This window comes from Sphingomonas sp. BL-S-30, from assembly GCF_055521475.1.
This window is the reverse complement of the sequence record NZ_CM145481.1, coordinates 3,629,086-3,646,205: the sequence shown is the minus strand read 5'-3', so window position 1 is coordinate 3,646,205 and position 17,120 is coordinate 3,629,086. Positions and strand designations below refer to the sequence as shown.

The 17,120-nt window shown below is 66.4% G+C and carries 20 protein-coding genes; 8 read left to right on the top strand and 12 right to left on the bottom strand.

Features of this window, described 5'->3' with window-relative positions:
- Nucleotides 1-160: 160 nt before the first annotated feature.
- The gene (locus ACZ1I5_RS16940) at nucleotides 161-805 is read left to right on the top strand and encodes a hypothetical protein (protein ID WP_465170407.1); all 645 of its coding nucleotides are present in this window, start codon (nucleotides 161-163) and stop codon (nucleotides 803-805) included.
- A gap of 299 nt (nucleotides 806-1,104) precedes the next feature.
- Here the strand turns inward: ACZ1I5_RS16940 and ACZ1I5_RS16935 are convergent, their stop codons facing one another.
- On the bottom strand, nucleotides 1,105-2,343 hold the full coding sequence (locus ACZ1I5_RS16935; RefSeq protein ID WP_465170406.1) for an esterase-like activity of phytase family protein: 1,239 nt from the start codon (nucleotides 2,341-2,343) through the stop codon (nucleotides 1,105-1,107).
- Nucleotides 2,344-2,380: 37 nt separating this feature from the next.
- Entirely contained in the window at nucleotides 2,381-2,599 is a 219-nt protein-coding gene (locus ACZ1I5_RS16930) for a hypothetical protein (RefSeq protein ID WP_465170405.1), read from the bottom strand.
- Between the two features lie 246 nt (nucleotides 2,600-2,845).
- On the opposite strand from ACZ1I5_RS16930, the gene ACZ1I5_RS16925 reads away from it, so the two are divergent.
- Complete coding sequence (locus tag ACZ1I5_RS16925; protein ID WP_465170404.1) at nucleotides 2,846-3,223, top strand: hypothetical protein; 378 nt, start codon at nucleotides 2,846-2,848, stop codon at nucleotides 3,221-3,223.
- A 247-nt stretch (nucleotides 3,224-3,470) separates the two neighbouring features.
- Here ACZ1I5_RS16925 and ACZ1I5_RS16920 read toward each other — a convergent pair whose 3' ends face one another.
- The 4 genes from ACZ1I5_RS16920 to ACZ1I5_RS16905 all read right to left on the bottom strand — a co-directional run bounded on the left by ACZ1I5_RS16920 (nucleotide 3,471) and on the right by ACZ1I5_RS16905 (nucleotide 5,428).
- The gene (locus tag ACZ1I5_RS16920) at nucleotides 3,471-3,977 is read right to left on the bottom strand and encodes an FKBP-type peptidyl-prolyl cis-trans isomerase (protein WP_465170403.1); all 507 of its coding nucleotides are present in this window, start codon (nucleotides 3,975-3,977) and stop codon (nucleotides 3,471-3,473) included.
- A 65-nt stretch (nucleotides 3,978-4,042) separates the two neighbouring features.
- Entirely contained in the window at nucleotides 4,043-4,429 is a 387-nt protein-coding gene (locus tag ACZ1I5_RS16915; RefSeq protein WP_465170402.1) for a type II toxin-antitoxin system VapC family toxin, read from the bottom strand.
- Complete coding sequence (locus ACZ1I5_RS16910; RefSeq protein ID WP_465170401.1) at nucleotides 4,426-4,740, bottom strand: type II toxin-antitoxin system Phd/YefM family antitoxin; 315 nt, start codon at nucleotides 4,738-4,740, stop codon at nucleotides 4,426-4,428. The genes ACZ1I5_RS16915 and ACZ1I5_RS16910 overlap by 4 nt, the downstream gene beginning before the upstream one ends.
- Before the next feature lie 82 nt (nucleotides 4,741-4,822).
- Nucleotides 4,823-5,428, bottom strand: a complete 606-nt coding sequence (locus ACZ1I5_RS16905; protein ID WP_465170400.1) for a DUF4142 domain-containing protein — start codon at nucleotides 5,426-5,428, stop codon at nucleotides 4,823-4,825.
- Nucleotides 5,429-5,624: 196 nt separating this feature from the next.
- On the opposite strand from ACZ1I5_RS16905, the gene ACZ1I5_RS16900 reads away from it, so the two are divergent.
- Nucleotides 5,625-7,844, top strand: coding sequence for a hypothetical protein (locus tag ACZ1I5_RS16900; protein WP_465170399.1), 2,220 nt, complete (start codon nucleotides 5,625-5,627; stop codon nucleotides 7,842-7,844).
- Between the two features lie 29 nt (nucleotides 7,845-7,873).
- Here ACZ1I5_RS16900 and ACZ1I5_RS16895 read toward each other — a convergent pair whose 3' ends face one another.
- A complete protein-coding gene (locus tag ACZ1I5_RS16895; RefSeq protein WP_465170398.1) occupies nucleotides 7,874-8,623 on the bottom strand; it encodes a Crp/Fnr family transcriptional regulator in 750 nt (249 codons plus the stop codon).
- A gap of 384 nt (nucleotides 8,624-9,007) precedes the next feature.
- On the opposite strand from ACZ1I5_RS16895, the gene ACZ1I5_RS16890 reads away from it, so the two are divergent.
- Both ACZ1I5_RS16890 and ACZ1I5_RS16885 read left to right on the top strand, forming a co-directional pair.
- Nucleotides 9,008-9,286 (top strand): DUF6894 family protein, encoded by a 279-nt coding sequence (locus tag ACZ1I5_RS16890; protein ID WP_465170397.1) that lies wholly within the window; start codon nucleotides 9,008-9,010, stop codon nucleotides 9,284-9,286.
- Nucleotides 9,283-10,002, top strand: a complete 720-nt coding sequence (locus ACZ1I5_RS16885; protein WP_465170396.1) for a Crp/Fnr family transcriptional regulator — start codon at nucleotides 9,283-9,285, stop codon at nucleotides 10,000-10,002. Before ACZ1I5_RS16890 ends, ACZ1I5_RS16885 begins: the two co-directional genes overlap by 4 nt.
- Nucleotides 10,003-10,636: 634 nt before the next feature.
- On the opposite strand, the gene ACZ1I5_RS16880 is transcribed toward ACZ1I5_RS16885, so the two are convergent.
- The 3 genes from ACZ1I5_RS16880 to xth form a co-directional block, all read right to left on the bottom strand.
- Nucleotides 10,637-10,987: a DUF3147 family protein gene (locus tag ACZ1I5_RS16880; RefSeq protein ID WP_465170395.1), complete on the bottom strand. Its 351-nt coding sequence runs from the start codon at nucleotides 10,985-10,987 to the stop codon at nucleotides 10,637-10,639.
- Between the two features lie 289 nt (nucleotides 10,988-11,276).
- Nucleotides 11,277-11,450, bottom strand: a complete 174-nt coding sequence (locus ACZ1I5_RS16875) for a hypothetical protein (RefSeq protein WP_465170394.1) — start codon at nucleotides 11,448-11,450, stop codon at nucleotides 11,277-11,279.
- Nucleotides 11,451-11,636: 186 nt separating this feature from the next.
- Entirely contained in the window at nucleotides 11,637-12,410 is a 774-nt protein-coding gene (gene xth / locus ACZ1I5_RS16870) for an exodeoxyribonuclease III (RefSeq protein WP_465170393.1), read from the bottom strand.
- Between the two features lie 73 nt (nucleotides 12,411-12,483).
- Here xth and ACZ1I5_RS16865 point away from each other — a divergent pair, with 73 nt between their 5' ends.
- The 3 genes from ACZ1I5_RS16865 (at nucleotide 12,484) to ACZ1I5_RS16855 (ending at nucleotide 14,271) form a co-directional block, all read left to right on the top strand.
- Complete coding sequence (locus tag ACZ1I5_RS16865; RefSeq protein WP_465170392.1) at nucleotides 12,484-13,110, top strand: YbhB/YbcL family Raf kinase inhibitor-like protein; 627 nt, start codon at nucleotides 12,484-12,486, stop codon at nucleotides 13,108-13,110.
- Entirely contained in the window at nucleotides 13,110-13,712 is a 603-nt protein-coding gene (locus ACZ1I5_RS16860; RefSeq protein WP_465170391.1) for an alpha-ketoglutarate-dependent dioxygenase AlkB, read from the top strand. Before ACZ1I5_RS16865 ends, ACZ1I5_RS16860 begins: the two co-directional genes overlap by 1 nt.
- A gap of 169 nt (nucleotides 13,713-13,881) precedes the next feature.
- Nucleotides 13,882-14,271, top strand: coding sequence for a c-type cytochrome (locus ACZ1I5_RS16855; RefSeq protein ID WP_465170390.1), 390 nt, complete (start codon nucleotides 13,882-13,884; stop codon nucleotides 14,269-14,271).
- Nucleotides 14,272-14,298: 27 nt separating this feature from the next.
- Here ACZ1I5_RS16855 and ACZ1I5_RS16850 read toward each other — a convergent pair whose 3' ends face one another.
- Together ACZ1I5_RS16850 and ACZ1I5_RS16845 are read right to left on the bottom strand one after the other, a co-directional pair.
- Nucleotides 14,299-14,457: a hypothetical protein gene (locus tag ACZ1I5_RS16850; RefSeq protein WP_465170389.1), complete on the bottom strand. Its 159-nt coding sequence runs from the start codon at nucleotides 14,455-14,457 to the stop codon at nucleotides 14,299-14,301.
- A gap of 193 nt (nucleotides 14,458-14,650) precedes the next feature.
- Nucleotides 14,651-17,119, bottom strand: a complete 2,469-nt coding sequence (locus ACZ1I5_RS16845) for a DUF5117 domain-containing protein (RefSeq protein ID WP_465170388.1) — start codon at nucleotides 17,117-17,119, stop codon at nucleotides 14,651-14,653.
- Between the last annotated feature and the right edge of the window lies 1 nt (nucleotide 17,120).

Below are 17,120 nucleotides of genomic sequence, written 5' to 3'. Positions count from 1 at the left end.
TGACACCGGTATCATCTCGTTGCGATCCGCCGCTGTCAAGAGCCAACAACCGCCGTATCTGCGGTACAGCGGAAGCGGTCGCTCTGCCTTTGTCCGGCCCCGCATCTCGGCTAAATGAGCAGGCGCACGGCGAACGGGCCGGTGCGGGAGGGGAGGAGTCATGACGATCGATCGCATGGTGCGGCACTGGCGGCCGCTGTTGCTGGCGGCGGGGCTGGCGGCGTTGCCGGGCGCGGTGACGGCGCAAGCGCAGGTGGCGCCACCACCGCCGGAGGCGCGCGCCGCGCCCGTGCTGAACGACGGCGCGCATGATTTCGATTTCGAGTTCGGGCGGTGGAAGGCGCATATCGCGCGCCGCGTGAAGCCGCTGACCGGGTCCCGGACCTGGGTCGCGTATGACGGCATCTCGGTGGTGCATCCGCTCTGGGGCGGCAAGGCGAATATCGGCGAGCTCGATATATCGGGTCCGGCCGGGCGGATCGAGGGGATGAGCCTGAGGCTCTACGACGCGGCATCGCGGCAATGGAAGATCCGCTGGGCGAACGGCGCCGACGGGGCGCTGGGCGCGCCGATGGTCGGCGGCTTCGCTGATGGCCGGGGTCTGTTCTACAATCAGGAGGAGCTGAACGGCCGCGCGATCCTGGTACGCTTCATCTTCTCGAACATGACCGCCACCCGCTTCCGGATCGAACAAGCCTTTTCCGACGATGGCGGCACGAGCTGGGAGGTCAACTGGATCTCCGATTTCACCAGGCTGCCGGACGGGGATCGGGGGCAGCCGGGGCGATGGGGAGCGGATGGTTGACGCGATGGTAACGCTACCAGTTGCAGTTTATGGATGCTGCAATGCAATATTTGCACTTGCGATAAAACCTGCTGCAGCGCACAAAGATCGTGCCTTTCAGGCATCCTCTCCTAAAACTTTCACGGCCGGTCTCGTACCGGCCTTTTTTTTGTCCGCGATTCGGCTATGGAGACTCGCCGTCGTATCGCCTCAAACAAGAAACGAAACACAACAGGAGTGGGGAAGCCGCCGGAAAGACCGGCACCGGCGACGCGACAGCGCGGGGGATCGAGCAGCCAAAGGCGCTCTCCCCCGCATTTTCATTCCATCAACACATTGGCGGGCAAGGCGATTCGCCAGAAACGCGTCGTCACCCCGTCCACCCCGAAATCATTGTCGTTGACCAGCAACAGCGAGTCGGTGGACATCAGGGTCACGCCTTCCAGATCGGCGTCGATCCCAGGATGGTCGTCCGTCGAGAAGACCAGGGTCTTGGCCAGGTGCGGAAGCGATTCGCCCGCGGCGCTCCGTTCCTCCACCGTCGGCCTGGTGGCGATATCGAGCTGGCACGGGTCGAGCGCGCGCTTGTCGTCGAGCGTGACGGCGTAGAATTTGCTCGTGGCCGATGCGCGTTCGAGCACGAGCAGGGTGCGCGGTCCGGTCATCGCGATGTCGCACAGCTTCAGGTCGGCGCGATCGACATCGCCGATCGCCGAGTCGCGCCGGAAGCTGCCGGGCTTGTCGAGCCGGTAGAGGAATTGCCGGGTCACCGCGCCGGTCGCCACCTCCATCTCCCACAGGCGGACATGCCGCGCGCGGCGATGCGTCTGCTCGTCGGGATGCGCGAGCGGGCTCTGGAAGGCGAGGTAGAGGCGGTGCCCGTCGGGTGAGAGCGCCAGCGCCTCGAAGCCGCGGTTGAGCGCGCGGCGCGCGGCGATCGCCGGCAGCGCCTCGACCACGGGATAATCGGCCCCACGAAACGCATCGCCGCACCCTTTGGGCACCCAGCGCACCAGCACCAGGCCGTCGGCGGCGACATGGAAGATCGACGGGCCATATTCGTCGGCGATCCAGAAGCTGCCGTCGGGCGCCGCCGCGATACCTTCGGTATCGGCGCCGGACGGATCGGGCGCGATTGGGGTGCCATGCACGTCGAAGGCGGGTTCGCTGAAGGGGCCCGGCACCGGCAGGCCGGACAATGGCCGCCCGCTACGATCGCGCAGCGCGATGGTGCGCAGGCAGGTCACCCGATTGCCCTCGACGCGCAGCTCGGAGATGGCCGGGCCGATGCCGGGAAAGGGCATGATCTTGGCGCCGGCCAGATCGGCAAGGTCGTCAAGGCCCTCCAGCCCGTACCGGTCGATCGCAAAGGGGATCTTCATGTTGGGCCCACGATCGCCGACCGCCCACACCACGCCCGGCGCATCCCCCGCCCGCCGTGATAGCCCCGACCCGAGCCCGCGCGTGACGCGGAGCGTGCCGCCGGGCAGATCGAGCGTGCCCAGCAGCTCATCGGCATAATCGAGACGGACGGCATGGACGGAATCGCGATGGGTCATCGCCCCGCCATAGCCGCTTTGCGGCCGTGAAGCCCGTTCAGCGTTCGCGCGGCCGATCGACCAGGCCGAAGATCGCCGGGCCTTCGATCAGCATGCCGACGCCGGGCAGGCCGGCCAAGATGCTGAAGGCGGCGAGCAGCAGCTCGACCGTGGTCACCGGATGATTGTCCGGCGGCATGGTCACCAGCAACCGCAGCGCGATCACCGCCGCCACGCTCGCCATCACCATTGCCGCTCCGATGTACCGGGTTCGCATCGCCATCGTCCCTGCGCCCCGATTGGCGCGCGGCCGAGATGGGCCCGGCGGGCGTTAAGCTTCGAGAGCGAACCACGGCTTCCGCATTAAGCCGGCATTGGCAGGCACCGCCGGTCATGGCGCTCGGCGCTGAGGCGATCCCGGTCGAGCGTGCGCGGGAGCGGCTCCGCGCTGGCTGAACGCGCACCGGCCCGATGCGTTTTCATCTTCACGCCGCCTGCCGATTCCTGCGACAAGCATCGCATCATGATGGAGTCGCCCGCGATGAAGATCCCGATGTCTGCTTGCCTCGCTCTCGCGCTTGGCGCCTGCGGTCAGCCCGCCCCGCAGCAGAACACCGCCGCGCCGGCCACGCCCCAGATCGATTATCTCGGGCGGATCAACGCGCTGGCGCCGAAGCAGCGCGATGTCGTCTTCTACCGCGCGCTCGACGATGCCGGCAGCGATTGCCAGTCGGTGTCGAGCTCCGAGCCGCGCCCCCCGGTGCAGGGCCGCCCGGCCTGGACGGCGCATTGCGAGGACGGGCGCGACTGGGTCGTCATCCTCCAGGAAAGCGGCATGCTGCAGATCGCGACCAAGGACGTCGACGCCGCGACGCCCGCCGGCAACGCGACCGCGCCTTAGAGAGGGCAGGTTTGTAACGGAACGAACTTCAGTTCCAGGCCTGCGCCTCTGGAGCGCCATGCGTTCACGGGACGCGCTCGCCACATTTTCCGTTCCCCGGCGAAGGCCGGGGCCCAGTTGGGGGACGATCGTGGCGGGTGCCGGATGCCGTCACATCAACCTTCCCAACTGGGCCCCGGCCTTCGCCGGGGAACGGGGAGGGCTAGCGCGAACTTCCTCCGGTCGATCACATTTAACGCACTCCGCTCTAACCCCCGGCAGGCGCCGCCCCGAACAGTTCGATCGTGAACAGCAAGGTCGCGCCGCCCGGGATCGGCCCGGTCGCCTCGGTGCCGTAGGCCAGGTCAGCGGGGATCGCGAATTCGAACGTATCGCCGACCGCCATCAGCGGCACGCCTTCCTGCCAGCCGCGGATCAGCCGGGGCAGCGGGAAGGTCGCGGGCGCGCCGCGGCCGACCGAGCTGTCGAACTCGGTGCCGTCGATCAGCTTGCCCGTATAGTGGATCGTCACCCGGTCGGTCGGCGCGGGATGCGGCGCGCCGGCGGGGCCTGCCTTGATCCGGCGATAGCGCAGCCCGCTGACGGTATAATGCCAGCCATCGGCTTCCTTCAGGCTGAGCAGATAGAGCATCTGGCGGTTGTGCCAGCTTGCATCCTGGCTGTTGACCGCATCGGGCGCGTCCTGGGCCGACGCCGCCGGCGACAGCGCCGCCATCACCACCGCTGCTGCCGCCGCCGTCCAGATCCTGCCCATCACATGCCCTTCGCGCTCATTGTCGTGGGCGTTCTATAGCCGGATGCGCGGTCAAGGGAATTGGATCAGGCAAGAACCGGCGCGATGTCGGTCCTGGCGAAATCGTCACCGACATAGAGCAGGCCGCATCCACGCTCCTTCGCCACTTCATAGGCAAAGCAGTCGCCGAAATTCAGCGCGGCGGGGTGGAGCCCCTTGCCCCATAGCGCATAAGCCTCGGCGACGCGTCGCGCCGATGCGGAATTCACCGGCGCGATCTCGAAGCCGAGGCCATCGATCAGCGCGGTCAATTCCTCGCCGACATTGCGCCGCGCCGCCACGATCAGCGCTTCGGCCATGGTGCCGGCTGAAATGATCAGCTCGTCCTCGCCTTCAAGCGCCGCGATACAGGCATTGGCCTTCGGCTCGTCGAGCAGGATCGCCATCAGTGCCGACGTGTCGACCGCGATCATCCGGGCAGGCCGTCATCTTCATACAGGAAATCCTGGCTGCGCGCGGCCGGCGGACCAGCCGTCTTTTTGGCCGCGGCAGACGCACGCAGGGTCTCGAGCAGGACCCGGCGCGCCTTGCGGTCCGGCACCGGATGGATCGGTACCAGACGGACGGCGGGGTGGCCATGCCGCGTCAGCACGACCTCGTCACCGGCTTCGGCACGGCGCACCAGCTCGGTAAGCTGCCCTTTTGCATCGGATACCGACACGCGCATCGTCCTGTTCTCCATGGACCATTGAATGGACCATATAGGAGAGAGATAGACCATCATATGGTCCATATCAAGGCTTGGGGAACCCCGGATCAGGTCCTGGCCGAACAAGGAACGGCAGTTTTCCCCGCCGTCCCCAGGATCAGCGCACTTCCAGCGCCTTGGCCATGTCGAGATGGCTCTTCACCACCGGCGCGATGTCGCCGGCCGCTGCCTTGAGCGGTGCGACATCACCGTCCTTCGCGAAATCCTCCATCAGCTCCAGCGCGTCGTCATGCGCGTCGATCTGCCCGTCGATATAGGCCTTGTCGAAATCGGCGCCCTTCAGCTTGGCCAGATCGGCCAGGTCGTCATTCTGCTCGCCGGTCAGGGTCGCATCGGGGGTGATCGCCGGGCGCGCCTTGGCCGCCGCCGCCTCGATCTTCGCGGTGGAGGCGGTGTGCGCCTTGATCATGTCGTTTGCGAACGCCTTGACCTGGGCGGAGGACGCGCTGGTCAGCGCGAGCTTCGCCGCCGCGATCTCGAACGCGTCGCTCTTTGCCGCGGTATCGGCGAAGGTCTGGCCGCTCGGCGTCGGGTTGAGCGCGGCGCTCACCGCATCGGCGGCGTTGGCGGCGCCATTGCCCAGATCGGTCATCGCCTCGCCGGCGCTGTTCTCGACAGTGTCGGCGGCCTGCTCGGTCTTCGGGCCACAGGCGGCGAGGCTCAGCGCCAGGGCGGCCATCGCGACGGAAGCGAGATATTTCATTGAAGGAGACTCCTTGGGTGCAGGCGGCTTCGAACGCCCGGACAAGCCCGCCGTTCCGCGACGCTCCGGTGCGGGGTGGCGTTGCGTCCGCTGTTCCGGCGCTGACCGGACGATCGTCATAACCTGCGTCAAGGGACGCCAGCTCACTGGAACCGCGGGGGCCGAATCCGGTTATGCGGCCGGAAGGGAGGCCGCCATGGCGACGCTGGTACGGACCGAGAAGCTGCCGGGCCTCACGCCGTTCGCGCTCGCCCTGCGCAAGGCGCTGACGACGGGAGGGTCGCGGCGCGTCGCGGGTTTCACCGCCGGCGGGCTGGCGATCGAGGTCCGCGCGACCGGCGATTCGCTGTGGGCGCTGATCCGGCGTGAGGGCAAGGGCGGCCTGGCGCTGCGGCTCGCCTTCGTGCCCGAGGGCGATTTCGACTGCACCATGCACAAGGCCGGGACGGACGAAGCCGCGCGGCTCAAGGTGACGAGTCCGCTCGGCACGCACGACATCGTCCTGCGCTCCGGCGGCGAGGCGCTGGAGCATCTGCGCGTCACGATATGCCTCACGCCGGCGACGGCGCTGCTCGTGCCGTTCCTGCCGCGCGATCTCTATCCGCTCGATGCGAAGGACGATCCGGCGGGCGCGGTCGGCCATGTCGAGGCGGCGCAGCGCGGGCTCAACAGCGGCCTGCTCTATTTCCGGATGGAGGAGCCGGCCTTCGGCAACATCCTGTATTTCCAGAACCTGACCGCGATGAACGACTATTATCTCGCGACCGGCACGAAGCCAGACGGGGCGATCGGCGGCGTCTGGCCCGAGCTCGGCTATCTCGTGCCGACGCCGATGCCGGGCGAGATGACGCCGGACAAGGCGCTCGACGCCGGCGTCACGGTCACGCTGTCGGATGCGATCCTCGTGTTTCGCCACGACGCGCCCCATGCCGAGGCTGAATCGGCGCGGCAATTCCTCCAGATGCTCGGGGTCGTCTACAAGCAACTCGACCTGCCGATCACTGACTATCGCGACTGGATATCCCGGTCCGAAGACACGTTGCGCGATCTCGACGAGGCGCCCGAGGCGATGATCCGCCATTATGGCCATCGCTATGTCCATCCCTATACCGCGGCCGAATATCCCGACATCATGGTGCAGATGTCACTGACCTCGGCGATCCATGACTGGGGCCGCTGGAGCGGCGCGCCCCACCCGCTCGAGCCGGAGTTCAAGGCGGGGCTGAGCCGCTTCTACGACCCGAAGCTGAAGACGCTGCGGCGCTATCTGCCCAATGTCGGCAGGGACAAGAACAAGGATGCGGTCGACAGCTGGTATCTCTACCACCCGATGCTCAATCTCGGCCGGCTCGCGCTGCACGGCGACGCGGCGATGCGTCGGCTGTTCCTGAAATCGGTCGATTTCGGCGTGAAGGCAGCGCGGCATTTCCACTATGACTGGCCGGTCATGTACGACGTCACCGACTTTTCCGTCATTACGGAGAATGCCGGCGACGATCGCGGCCAGACCGATGTCGGCGGCATCTACGCCTGGGTCATGCTCCAGGCCTATGAGCTGACCGACCGCCACGAATATCTGCAGGAGGCCCGCGCCGCGATCGAGGCGGCGATGGGCCGGCGCTTCAACCTCAACTATCAGGCGAACCTGACGGCATGGGGCGCGGCGGCCTGCATGCGGCTATGGCGCATCACCGACGATCGGCGCTTCCTCGACCAGAGCTATGTCTATCTCGCCAGCTTCTTCCACAACAGCGAGATCTGGGAATCGGAGATCGGCTTCGCGCGGCATTTCCGCAATTTCCTTGCCGTCACCTGCCTGCAGGACGCGCCCTATATGGCGATCTACGAATGCTTCGACAGCTTCGCCGCGTTCGAACATTATCTCGATGATAGCGGGCCCGATCTCGAGCCGGCGGTGCGCATGCTCGTCGCCGAATATTGCAAATATGCGCTCGACCGGGCGTGGTTCTATTATCCCGATGCGCTGCCGAAGGAGATGCTCGCGACCGAGATCCGCAACGGCCATATCGACCGCGCGCTCTCCTTCCCGCTGGAGGACCTTTACGCCGATGGCCAGCCGGCCGGGCAGGTCGGACAGGAGATTTACGGTGCCGGTGCCGCCTTCGTGTTCGCGACCCGCTCCTTCCACCAGGTCGAGGGCGCGCCGTTCCTGCTCCATTGCAACCATTTCATCCGCGCGCGCGAACGTCTGGCGGATCGGGCCCTGTCGATCTCGCTCGATGGCGGGGAAACCTGCCTCGCCGCGTTCAGCCTGGTCCGCGCAAAGCGCCGCAAGCTGCCCAGGACCCGGGTGACCATGGCGGGCGGCGATGTGATCCGCCCGAAAGCCGTGACCGCTGATCGCATCGACTATGTCGTGCCGGCCAATGGCCGGCTGGTGCTCAGCTGGGATTGATCACGGCCAGATGCGGGGACAATCCAGGCCTATTCTGGCGGCATCACCGTCTGGTCGAGATGCAGATAGAGCGCGCTGAAATCGGCCGCGGCTTTCAGGCGGTCGAGATCGTCGAAGCGGACATGGCGCTTGTCGCGCCGGATCAGTCCAAGCTCGCTCAGTGCCTTGAGCGTACGGTTCACATGCACGCTGGTCAGGCCGACCGCGTCGCCCAATTGCTCCTGGGTGAGCGGCAGATGATAGCCCTGGCCATCGGTCAGCCCCGCCGCTTCCATCCGCACGGATACCTCGCACAACAGATGCGCGACCCGCGCCTTGGCGTCGCGGCGACCGACATTCAGCACCCATTCGCGAAAGATCGACGCGTCGATCAGCGCGTCGGTCCACATCGCGCGGCCGATCGCCGGATGGCGCAGCACCAGCTCCTGCAGCGCCACGCGGTCGATCTCGGCCGTCTCCAGCCGGCTCAGCGCCTGGATGCTGTGGTCGGCGCGATTGAGGAACAGGTGCTGCAGGTCGAGAAAGTCGCCCGCCATATGGATCGAGACGATCTGCCGCGCGCCGGTCGCCGCCAGCTTCTGCCGGAAGGCGAGGCCGGAAAGCACGAAGCTGCAATGTTTCCTGGCCGGCTCGCCCTCGCGCAGCACATAGGCCGGCGCTTCATAGGTCCGCTCGGTGAAGGGCAGCGCCATGATCGCCGTGCGATCTGACGGGCCAAGTGCGGTACGGCTTTCCAGCTTGCGCACCAATTTGGACAGGGGATGATCGTCCGACGACATGCAGGCTCTCCGATGGGCGGGAGCTCACGCATCTCTCAGTCGCCGGACCCGGACTTAACCCAATGACGATGGTCCGGCTTTAACACATGCAGTGCGGCAACGGGAACAAAAGTTGGAAAAAACAACTACAACCTATGTTAAATGATAGTGACGTCGCCGTGCCGACGATATGAAAACGCCATCACCGGGATATGCGTTTGGGTTCCGGTGGCTGAGAGACAGTCGCGCGGATCGATCAAGGTTAAGGACCGTAACGGCGCGGTGCTCACTGCCTGCGCGCAGACGCGGTGGAGATCAGCCCGTCCGGCTGACCATTCTCCGGTCATGTCGGCACCGGGTGACCCCTGATGGCATGGCCCCGTCACATCCCCCGGAGCGAAAGCGGTGGTGCGGCGTTCGGGCCTGATGCCCAGATATTATTTCCACATCCATAACGGCACCGGCCTCACCCCCGACGAGGAAGGGCAGGAACTGTCCGGCCCGGACGAAGCGCATGACGCGGCGCTGGCCGGTATCCGCTCCATCCTCGCGGACGAGCTCGAAGGCGGCGAGATCGACCTCGACGGTCGCATCGAGATCACCAACGGCGACGGCGCCGCCGAGCGGACCGTGCCGTTCGGCGAAGCCGTCGAGGTGCGCCAGCCCGGGAAAAAGAGCGGATGATCGAAAAGCATCTGATGCGCCTGCGCGCCCGCGACGACGTCAGCGCTGAAGAGGAACAGGCGATCCGCGCCGCCATGCTCGAACCCCGCGAGGTGGCGGCGCGCACCACGATCATCCATGCCGGGCAATTGCTGTCGACCTCGACCATGCTGCTCGACGGGCTGATGTGCCGGTACAAGGACCTGCGCAATGGCGAGCGGCAGATCACCGAGCTGCACGTGCCGGGCGATTTCGTCGATCTGCACAGCTTCTCGCTGAAGCGGCTCGACCACAACATCATGGCACTGACGCCCTGCCGGATCGCGGTGGTGCCGCACGACCGGCTGACCCGCATCACCGAGGATCATCCGCATCTCGCCCGGATGTACTGGTTCTCGACCAACCTGGACGCGGCGATCCACCGCGAATGGGAAGTGTCGCTCGGGCGGCGCACCGCGCTGTCGAAGACCGCGCATCTGTTCTGCGAGCTGCATGTCAGACTCGGGCTGGTCGGGCTTGCCGACGAGACGAGCTATGACCTCAAGCTCACTCAGATCGACATCGCCGAATGCCTCGGGCTCACTGCGGTCCATGTCAATCGCACCTTGCGGGAATTGCGCGAACAGGGCGCGGTCGAATTCGGCAAGGGTCGCGTGACGATCGGGGACATGGCCCGGCTGCGCAAGATCGCCGAGTTCGAGCCGGGCTATCTCTATCTGGAACGCCAGCACCAATAAGCCGGCCGGGCGCGGTTTGTTTCCGGCAGGAACCACAACCACACCGTCATGCCGGACTTGTTCCGGCATCCAACGCGCCGCGAAAGCTGCACGGCGTTGGCGCGCGGCACGATGCCACGGCCACTGCCGACCTCGTTCGGCACCGTCCCGTGAAGAGAGCGGTTCACGCAGAGGCGCGGAGGCGCGGAGAGATCATGCCGAATCGCGCAGTTCCGACAATCTCCGCGCCTCCGCGCGAATCATCCTTCTTCGCGCAGCACAACGGTCAGCACGCACCCGGCACGCAGCAGCGCCGGGATCGGTCGGAACATCGGCACGAAGGCAGCACGTCGATTCAAAAGCGTGCGGGATCGTGGCAGCCTCGGCCGGAATCGCTTTCACGGCGATCACGCTCTTTGACATCGCCGGCATCTGTTGGAGAATCCGCTTTCCCTGTTCCGGGCGGCATCTTCCCTGTTATCCGGGCGCCGTTCGCTGTTATCCATAACAGGGATGGTGACCACATCTTGTTGATAAACATCGTCTTTATGACGGTCGGTCGACCGCTCGCAGCGGAAAAAATACTTCTTCCCTGTTCTGTCCCTGTTATGGCCGCGGAACAGCGAAAACCCGGCCCGAACCTTGTTGGAAATTCCTAGAGCCGCAGCCCGAAGCGCGGCCCGATCCACATCATCCCAAGATACAGCGCGACGGTCAGCGCGCACCCGGCGAACAGCGCCAGCCAGAACGGCACGCCGTGGCGCAACAGCGCCGGGATCAGCAGGAACATCGGCAGCGACGGCAACACGTACCAGAAGATCGCGCCGGCATGATCGGCCATGGTCGCGGCATCGGGCTTGTCGTGCCACAGCCACATCATGCCCAGCACCGAGACGAGCGGCAGCGACGCGACCAGCGCGCCGAAGCCGGGACTGCGCTTCGCGATCTCGGAGACCGCGGCGATGATGATGCCCGAGACAAGGGCCTTGATCGCGAGATAGAGCATGACGGCGAGCCTAGGGCGGCCAGCGCCGATCGCCTAGATCATCGTGCGGTAAATCGGAGCAGCACAGGCGCTCGCCTCTCCCCTTTTTTCGCTTCCCCGGCGAAGGCCGGGGCCCAGTTGGGGGACGATCGTGGCGAGGTGCTGTGCGTCGTTACAACCACCTTTCCAACTGGACCCCGGCCTCCGCCGGGGAAGGGCGATCGTGCGAATGCCTGGTCCACGTCCAGCGTTTGCCGCCATCAGGCGCCTTCGTTTCTATGCTTACATCGCCCGCAATCCGGCGCCGTGCCTATTCGGTCGCGCTGCGATCCGGTTCCGTCGGCGCATCGTCCCCGGCCAGGTGCGCGTAACGGCCGGCCAGGTCGGCATGGATCACGCGCGCGGAAGCGCCGGTCTTCGCGGCCGCTTCGCGCTCCTGCTCGGCGCGGCGACGGAAATACTCGCGATCGGTCTGATTCGGCATGACAACCCCCATCAGTCAATGCGGGGAGCTCTCCACCTGCTCTCGGTCGCCGACTCGCAACGGTAGGCCCGGCGATGGTCGAAACTAACATTTGCGAGCGTGGGAGTCTCTAGCATCGCTCCGATCCGGCGGAGCCCCTGCTCAGCCTGGATATCGTCGAATTCGGGCTGCCGGGCACCGGTCTGCTCAGTCCCCGATCTCTATCCACACCGGCGCATGGTCGCTGCTCTTCTCCCAGCCGCGCACGTCGCGATCGACCTCGGCTGCGACGAGCCGGGGCGCGACCGAGGGGCTGAGCAGCAGGTGATCGATGCGCAGCCCGGCATTGCGGGCATAGGCGTTCCGGAAATAATCCCAGAAGGTGTAGATCGTCTCGTCGGGGTGCCTGGTCCGCAGCGCATCGGTCCAGCCCTGGTCGAGCAGGCGGAAAAAGGCGGCGCGCACCTCGGGCGCGAACAGCGCGTCGTCGAGCCAGCGCTCGGGCTTGTAGACGTCGCGCTCGGTCGGCATCACGTTGAAGTCGCCGGCGATGATGACCGGCATGCCCGTCGCGAGCAACTCGGCCGCATGCAGGATCAGCCGCTCGAACCAGGCCAGCTTATAGTCGAATTTCGGGCCCGGCCGGGGATTGCCGTTGGGCAGATACAGGCCGGCGATCAGCACGCCGTTCACCGCTGCCTCGATATAGCGGCTCTGCTGCGGGTCGGGGTCGCCGGGCAGGCCGCGCCGCGTCTCGACCGGGGCGCCGACCCGGCTGAGCATCGCGACGCCGTTCCAGCTCTTCTGCCCATGCCAGATCGCTTCATAGCCCGCGGCCTCGATCGCGTCGGCGGGGAATTTCTCGTCCGGCGCCTTCAGCTCCTGCAGGCACACCACATCCGGCGCGCTCTCCTCCAGCCAGCGCAGCAGCACGGGCAGGCGGCCATTGACCCCGTTCACATTATAGGTCGCGATCTTCATCGGCGGCGTCCTTCCGTGGAAACCTCGCAACATCGGCGGGTTGATCCCATCTAACGCATGAAGGAGGCCGCCGATGCTCGAACATGTACCGCACTGGCTGGGGAGTCTGTTCAAGGGCGTGCGCGCCGGCCATGCCCGGCTGGTCATTGCCGATATCGACCTCGGCCTGACGGGCGATGCGATCGACCTGTCCAGCCCGGCCTTCGCCAATGGCGCGCGCCTGCCCGAGCGATTCACCGCTGACGGGGCCGGCGTGTCGCCGCCGCTGGTGTGGGGCCCAGTCCCGGAGGGCACGCTGAGCCTGGCGCTGATCGTCGAGGATCCCGACGCGCCGTCGCTGACGCCTCTGGTCCATGCGGTGGTCTGGGGCCTGCCCGCCGACGAGCACCGGCTGGCCGAGGGCGCGATCGCCGAGGACGGCGCGGGCGACGGCGATGGCCGCGATGTCGGGCGCAACAGTTTCTTCGCCCAGGGCTGGCTGGCGCCCGATCCGCCGACCGGGCACGGCTCGCACGATTATGTGTTCCAGCTCTTCGCGCTGTCGGAGACGCCGGCGCTCGGCGCCAATCCGGGCCGCGCGGCGATCGTCGAGGCGATCCGCGGGCGCGTGCTGGCGGCGGGCGTGACGACCGGCACCTATTCGCGCGGCGAGCAGGCGCCGACCGGCCCGGCGCGCCTCGGGCGCGCGGCGACGGCATAGTGGCGAGCCGGATCGACCTGTTCGGCATTCAGCCCGCGCTGCCGCCCGGCCTGCCCGCGGGCATCGACTATGCGCCGGACATCGTCACGCCCGATGAGGAACGAACGCTGGTCGAGCATCTCGACCGGATCGAGGTCACGCCGTTCCGTTTCCAGGGCTGGCTCGGCAAGCGGCTGACCACGTCGTTCGGCTGGCGCTACGACTTCGACGATGCCAGTTTCGGCCCGACCGAGCCGATCCCCGATTTCCTGCTGCCCCTGCGCGAGCGGGCGGCCGGTTTTGCCGGGCTGGCGGCGGACGATCTCGTCCAGGCGCTGATCGTCCGGTACGATCCCGGCGCCGGCATCGGCTGGCACCGCGACCGGCCGGTGTTCGAGCATGTCGTCGGCATCTCGCTGGAGACCCAGGCGACGCTCAGGCTGCGGCGGCGAACGGAACAGGGCTTCGACCGCGCCGCCCTGCCGCTCGCCCCACGCTCCATCTATCATCTGGGCGGGGAGGCGCGGCACGGCTGGGAGCACAGCATCGCCGCCATGGCGGTACGCCGCTGGTCGGTCACCTTCCGCAGCCTGTCGGCAAAGGGCCTGAAGATCGCCGGCTAGAGTCTTCGCGCCCTCACCGTGCGAGGGGCCCGAACAAGGGCATTGCAAGGTCGCGGCAAGCCCGCCTTAAGGGAGGAGCGCCGCGCGACTCTCCCGCTGGCCGGTCATCACCGGTTCAACTGGAATGCGCGAGGGCGAAGATCGTGACGTTGCGTATGGGAGCATCCGAATGAAGTATCTTGCTGGTCTGACGGCGATCGCAATGCTGGCCGGTGCCACCGCGGCGTCCGCCGCGCCGCCCGCCGATGCCGTGGCCGGGGCCGTGGTGTTCAAGAAATGCGCTTCGTGTCACAGCGTCGATCCGTCGGGCAAGAACGGTCTTGGCCCCACTCTGCGCGGCGTGGTCAATCGCAAGGCGGGCACCGTGGCCGGCTTCAACTATTCGCCGGCGATGAAGGCCTCGGGCCAGGTGTGGAACGACAAGAATCTCGCCCGCTTCCTCGCCGCGCCGCGCCAGGCGCTGCCGGGCACCAAGATGATCTTCATCGGGCTGCCCAATCCGCAGGATCAGGCCAATGTGATCGCGTTCCTCAAGCAGAATGGCGCTGGCAAGAAATAGCCCCGCCGCGCGGTCGCCGCGGATCGCTTAATCGTCCGATTGAGCCTGAAGCGACTTTTTGTGCTGCTGGAGCAGCTTCTCGGCCTTGGCCGAAAGCTGCTTGGTTTCCTCGATGCTCTCGCGCAACGCATCCTGCGTTGCTTCGATGCGGGCTATCTCGGCTTCGAGTTTTTGGTGCTTGTCCATTTTTCCCCACTTGGGGGCTTAATGCAGATCAAGGGACGATCGTTCCGCCAATTGTCGATAATGTGACGCAAATGCGACGAAGCGAGCCAATACCGTCGATATATCGTGTTGATCGGACTGGGTATTTATAACCGGTCCGGCTGCATCAGGTCGGGGCCCGGCCGATCGCCGGGCCCCGACACAAGGATTGGGATCAGCCCAAAGGTGGCCCCGGCGGCTGCGGGAAGCGCGAGCGCGGGCCCTTGCCCCAGCTCGGCGTCGCCGTCTTCGGCGCATTGGCCTTGGGGTCTTCCAGATAGTGCGCGATGTCCCGCGCGGTCTGGCGGTAAAAGGCCGTGGTCAGCGCATCGCCGCCGGGCCTGGTCCTGAGCGTCGTCGCCAGGGTCGAGAGCTTGTCGAGCACATAGGCGCGCGCCTCGGGCGCGGCGTCGTCATTGCCGCCCAGGATCATCATCGATTCCAGCGCGACCTGCTGCGTCACCCGGCGCAGCGCGCGGTCGGACGCAGTGGCGTCGGCCGCCGCGCTCCAGCTATGCGCGAGGACGGTGTCGACCATTTCCGGAAAGGTCAGCGTATCGGGCTGGCGCGCGCCGAGCGCGATCATCCGGGTCGATTTGGCCGCGTCGAACAGCGGTTCGACCACCATGCCGGCGAGGATGCGCGCGGCGCGCAGCTGGTCGAACACGTCGTCGGTCGACAGGTCCTCGAGGTTGTTGCCCGGATCGGGGGTGAGCTGCATCAGCAGCGATTCCGGCAAAGCGAGGTTCTTCGGCTCGATCGCCTCCATCAGCAGGCCGAGCGTGTCGCGCTGCAGCTTGGCCGGGATGAACTCGGTCGGCGGCAGGGTGTCGCCCTTGACCACGATGTTCTCATACAGGCCGCCGACATATTTCAGGCCGGATTCGATCGCGTAGCGATGGTGGAGATACGCCATCCACAGTCGCGTGTTGCGCAGCGACCCGACCGGCTCGTCCGCCTTCAGCATGCCCTGCCCGTAATTGGCGATCATGATCGCGCGCGCGGCCATGTCCTCGCGCAGATTCTCGGTCGGCGTGGCGCGGTCGTCATACCAGGTCCAGCGCGGATCGGTGTCGGGGACGTAGATGATGCCCTTGGCGCGCATGTCGGCGATGATCGAGTCCAGCCCGGCCTTTTCCGACGCGGCGGGGAAGGGGGTGTAGGCGTAGCGCACCATGTACGTGTCATAGGCGCCGATCTGCTTCTGGAAGCTCTCGCTGAGGTCGAGCTTGCCGTTCACCACCTTCACCCGGGGCGTCGGATATTCCATCACCGAGGCGCGGTTGTTGAGGCTCGACGCGAAGTTATGGCCGAAACCCTGGGCATGGCCGAGTTCGTGCGCGGTCAGCAGCGCCTGGCGCAGCAGCACCATGTCGCGCTGCCCCTTGGGCATCGCCGCCATCGCGTCGTCGCTCAGCAGATTGGGATCGGCGATGGTGATGCCGCTGCCATCGGCGGGCAGGCCGGCGCTGTAGACGTCCCAGTAATTGCCGACGGTGCGGATGCGGTGCGTGTCCATGCGCACCTTGGATCCGATCACTTCGCCGGTGCGCGGATCGCGATAGGTGCCGCCGCTCGAGAAGCCGCGCTCGTCGCGGTTGATCCACAGGACATAGGCGTAGCGGATGTCCATCGGGTCCATATCGGCCGGCGCATCGAGCGCGACGATCGCATTGCTGAAGCCCGCCGCCTCATAGGATTTGTTCCACCACAGCAGACCTTCCTTCATCGCATGGCGGATCGGGGCGGGGATGGCGGGATCGAAATAGATGGTGATCGGCTTGATCGGATCGCTGATCGCGGCGCTCGGGTCCTTCTTCTCCAGCCGCCAGCGGGTGATCCAGCTTTCCTCCGGGCTCTCGCTGAACGGCTTGGAATAATCCTGGAACCGCACCGCGCTCACGCCGATCCGCGGATCGGCCTCGCGCGGGGTATAGCCGGTCGGCGCGCGCAGGAAGCTGTGGTGGATGCGCATCGTCATCATGCGCGGATCGGGCGTCACGCCCGTCACCAGCGCGCCGGGATTGTCGGCGACGAAGGTCGCGCTGGTCTCGATCTCGGTATTGTCGGGAAAGGCCTTCATCCGTGCGGGGTAGAAGCTGCTCTTGCCGGCATCGAACTTGAAGCTGCCCTGGTTCGCGCGGCGAAGCTGCGCCTCCACATTGGCGGCATCGCGCATGAAGAAGGAGGTCGCGTCGACCACCACCTTGCCGCCGCTCTCGGACTCGATCGGCAGCGCGGCGAGGGTCGAGGTGGGGAAGCTGTCCGCCACGCCCTGCGCATGCGCGGCATCGCCGTTGAGCGAGCGGAAGCGCAGATTCTGCTCGTTGACCAGCACCTTGCCGCCGACGCGGGTGAAGCGGATCACCGCGCTGTCCATCACGCCGCGATCGAACGGCAGCTCGACCGATCCGCCGCCGGTCGCGGCGGAGACGTAATAGAGCACGTCCGCGTCGAACATCGGCACTTCGAGCAGCACGCGGCCCTTCGCCGCATCGAAATAATAGGGGATGAAACCATCGACGCGCGCGGGCAGCGAGGCGCCCTTTGCCGGCGGGTCGGCCGGGCGCGCGATGGCGGATGGGGAGAGCGCGACCAGGCAGATCGCGCCGAGCGAGGAAGTGAGCAGCTTCGCCTTGTTCATG

What these genes read in the sequence shown, in the direction of transcription:
- ACZ1I5_RS16940 (WP_465170407.1), top strand. Translation starts at nt 161, where the DNA reads ATGACGATCGATCGCATGGTGCGGCACTGGCGGCCGCTGTTGCTGGCG.
- ACZ1I5_RS16935 (WP_465170406.1), bottom strand. Translation starts at nt 2,343, where the DNA reads ATGACCCATCGCGATTCCGTCCATGCCGTCCGTCTCGATTATGCCGAT.
- ACZ1I5_RS16930 (WP_465170405.1), bottom strand. Translation starts at nt 2,599, where the DNA reads ATGCGAACCCGGTACATCGGAGCGGCAATGGTGATGGCGAGCGTGGCG.
- ACZ1I5_RS16925 (WP_465170404.1), top strand. Translation starts at nt 2,846, where the DNA reads ATGATGGAGTCGCCCGCGATGAAGATCCCGATGTCTGCTTGCCTCGCT.
- ACZ1I5_RS16920 (WP_465170403.1), bottom strand. Translation starts at nt 3,977, where the DNA reads ATGGGCAGGATCTGGACGGCGGCGGCAGCAGCGGTGGTGATGGCGGCG.
- ACZ1I5_RS16915 (WP_465170402.1), bottom strand. Translation starts at nt 4,429, where the DNA reads ATGATCGCGGTCGACACGTCGGCACTGATGGCGATCCTGCTCGACGAG.
- ACZ1I5_RS16910 (WP_465170401.1), bottom strand. Translation starts at nt 4,740, where the DNA reads ATGATGGTCTATCTCTCTCCTATATGGTCCATTCAATGGTCCATGGAG.
- ACZ1I5_RS16905 (WP_465170400.1), bottom strand. Translation starts at nt 5,428, where the DNA reads ATGAAATATCTCGCTTCCGTCGCGATGGCCGCCCTGGCGCTGAGCCTC.
- ACZ1I5_RS16900 (WP_465170399.1), top strand. Translation starts at nt 5,625, where the DNA reads ATGGCGACGCTGGTACGGACCGAGAAGCTGCCGGGCCTCACGCCGTTC.
- ACZ1I5_RS16895 (WP_465170398.1), bottom strand. Translation starts at nt 8,623, where the DNA reads ATGTCGTCGGACGATCATCCCCTGTCCAAATTGGTGCGCAAGCTGGAA.
- ACZ1I5_RS16885 (WP_465170396.1), top strand. Translation starts at nt 9,283, where the DNA reads ATGATCGAAAAGCATCTGATGCGCCTGCGCGCCCGCGACGACGTCAGC.
- ACZ1I5_RS16880 (WP_465170395.1), bottom strand. Translation starts at nt 10,987, where the DNA reads ATGCTCTATCTCGCGATCAAGGCCCTTGTCTCGGGCATCATCATCGCC.
- ACZ1I5_RS16875 (WP_465170394.1), bottom strand. Translation starts at nt 11,450, where the DNA reads ATGCCGAATCAGACCGATCGCGAGTATTTCCGTCGCCGCGCCGAGCAG.
- xth (WP_465170393.1), bottom strand. Translation starts at nt 12,410, where the DNA reads ATGAAGATCGCGACCTATAATGTGAACGGGGTCAATGGCCGCCTGCCC.
- ACZ1I5_RS16865 (WP_465170392.1), top strand. Translation starts at nt 12,484, where the DNA reads ATGCTCGAACATGTACCGCACTGGCTGGGGAGTCTGTTCAAGGGCGTG.
- ACZ1I5_RS16855 (WP_465170390.1), top strand. Translation starts at nt 13,882, where the DNA reads ATGAAGTATCTTGCTGGTCTGACGGCGATCGCAATGCTGGCCGGTGCC.
- ACZ1I5_RS16850 (WP_465170389.1), bottom strand. Translation starts at nt 14,457, where the DNA reads ATGGACAAGCACCAAAAACTCGAAGCCGAGATAGCCCGCATCGAAGCA.
- ACZ1I5_RS16845 (WP_465170388.1), bottom strand. Translation starts at nt 17,119, where the DNA reads ATGAACAAGGCGAAGCTGCTCACTTCCTCGCTCGGCGCGATCTGCCTG.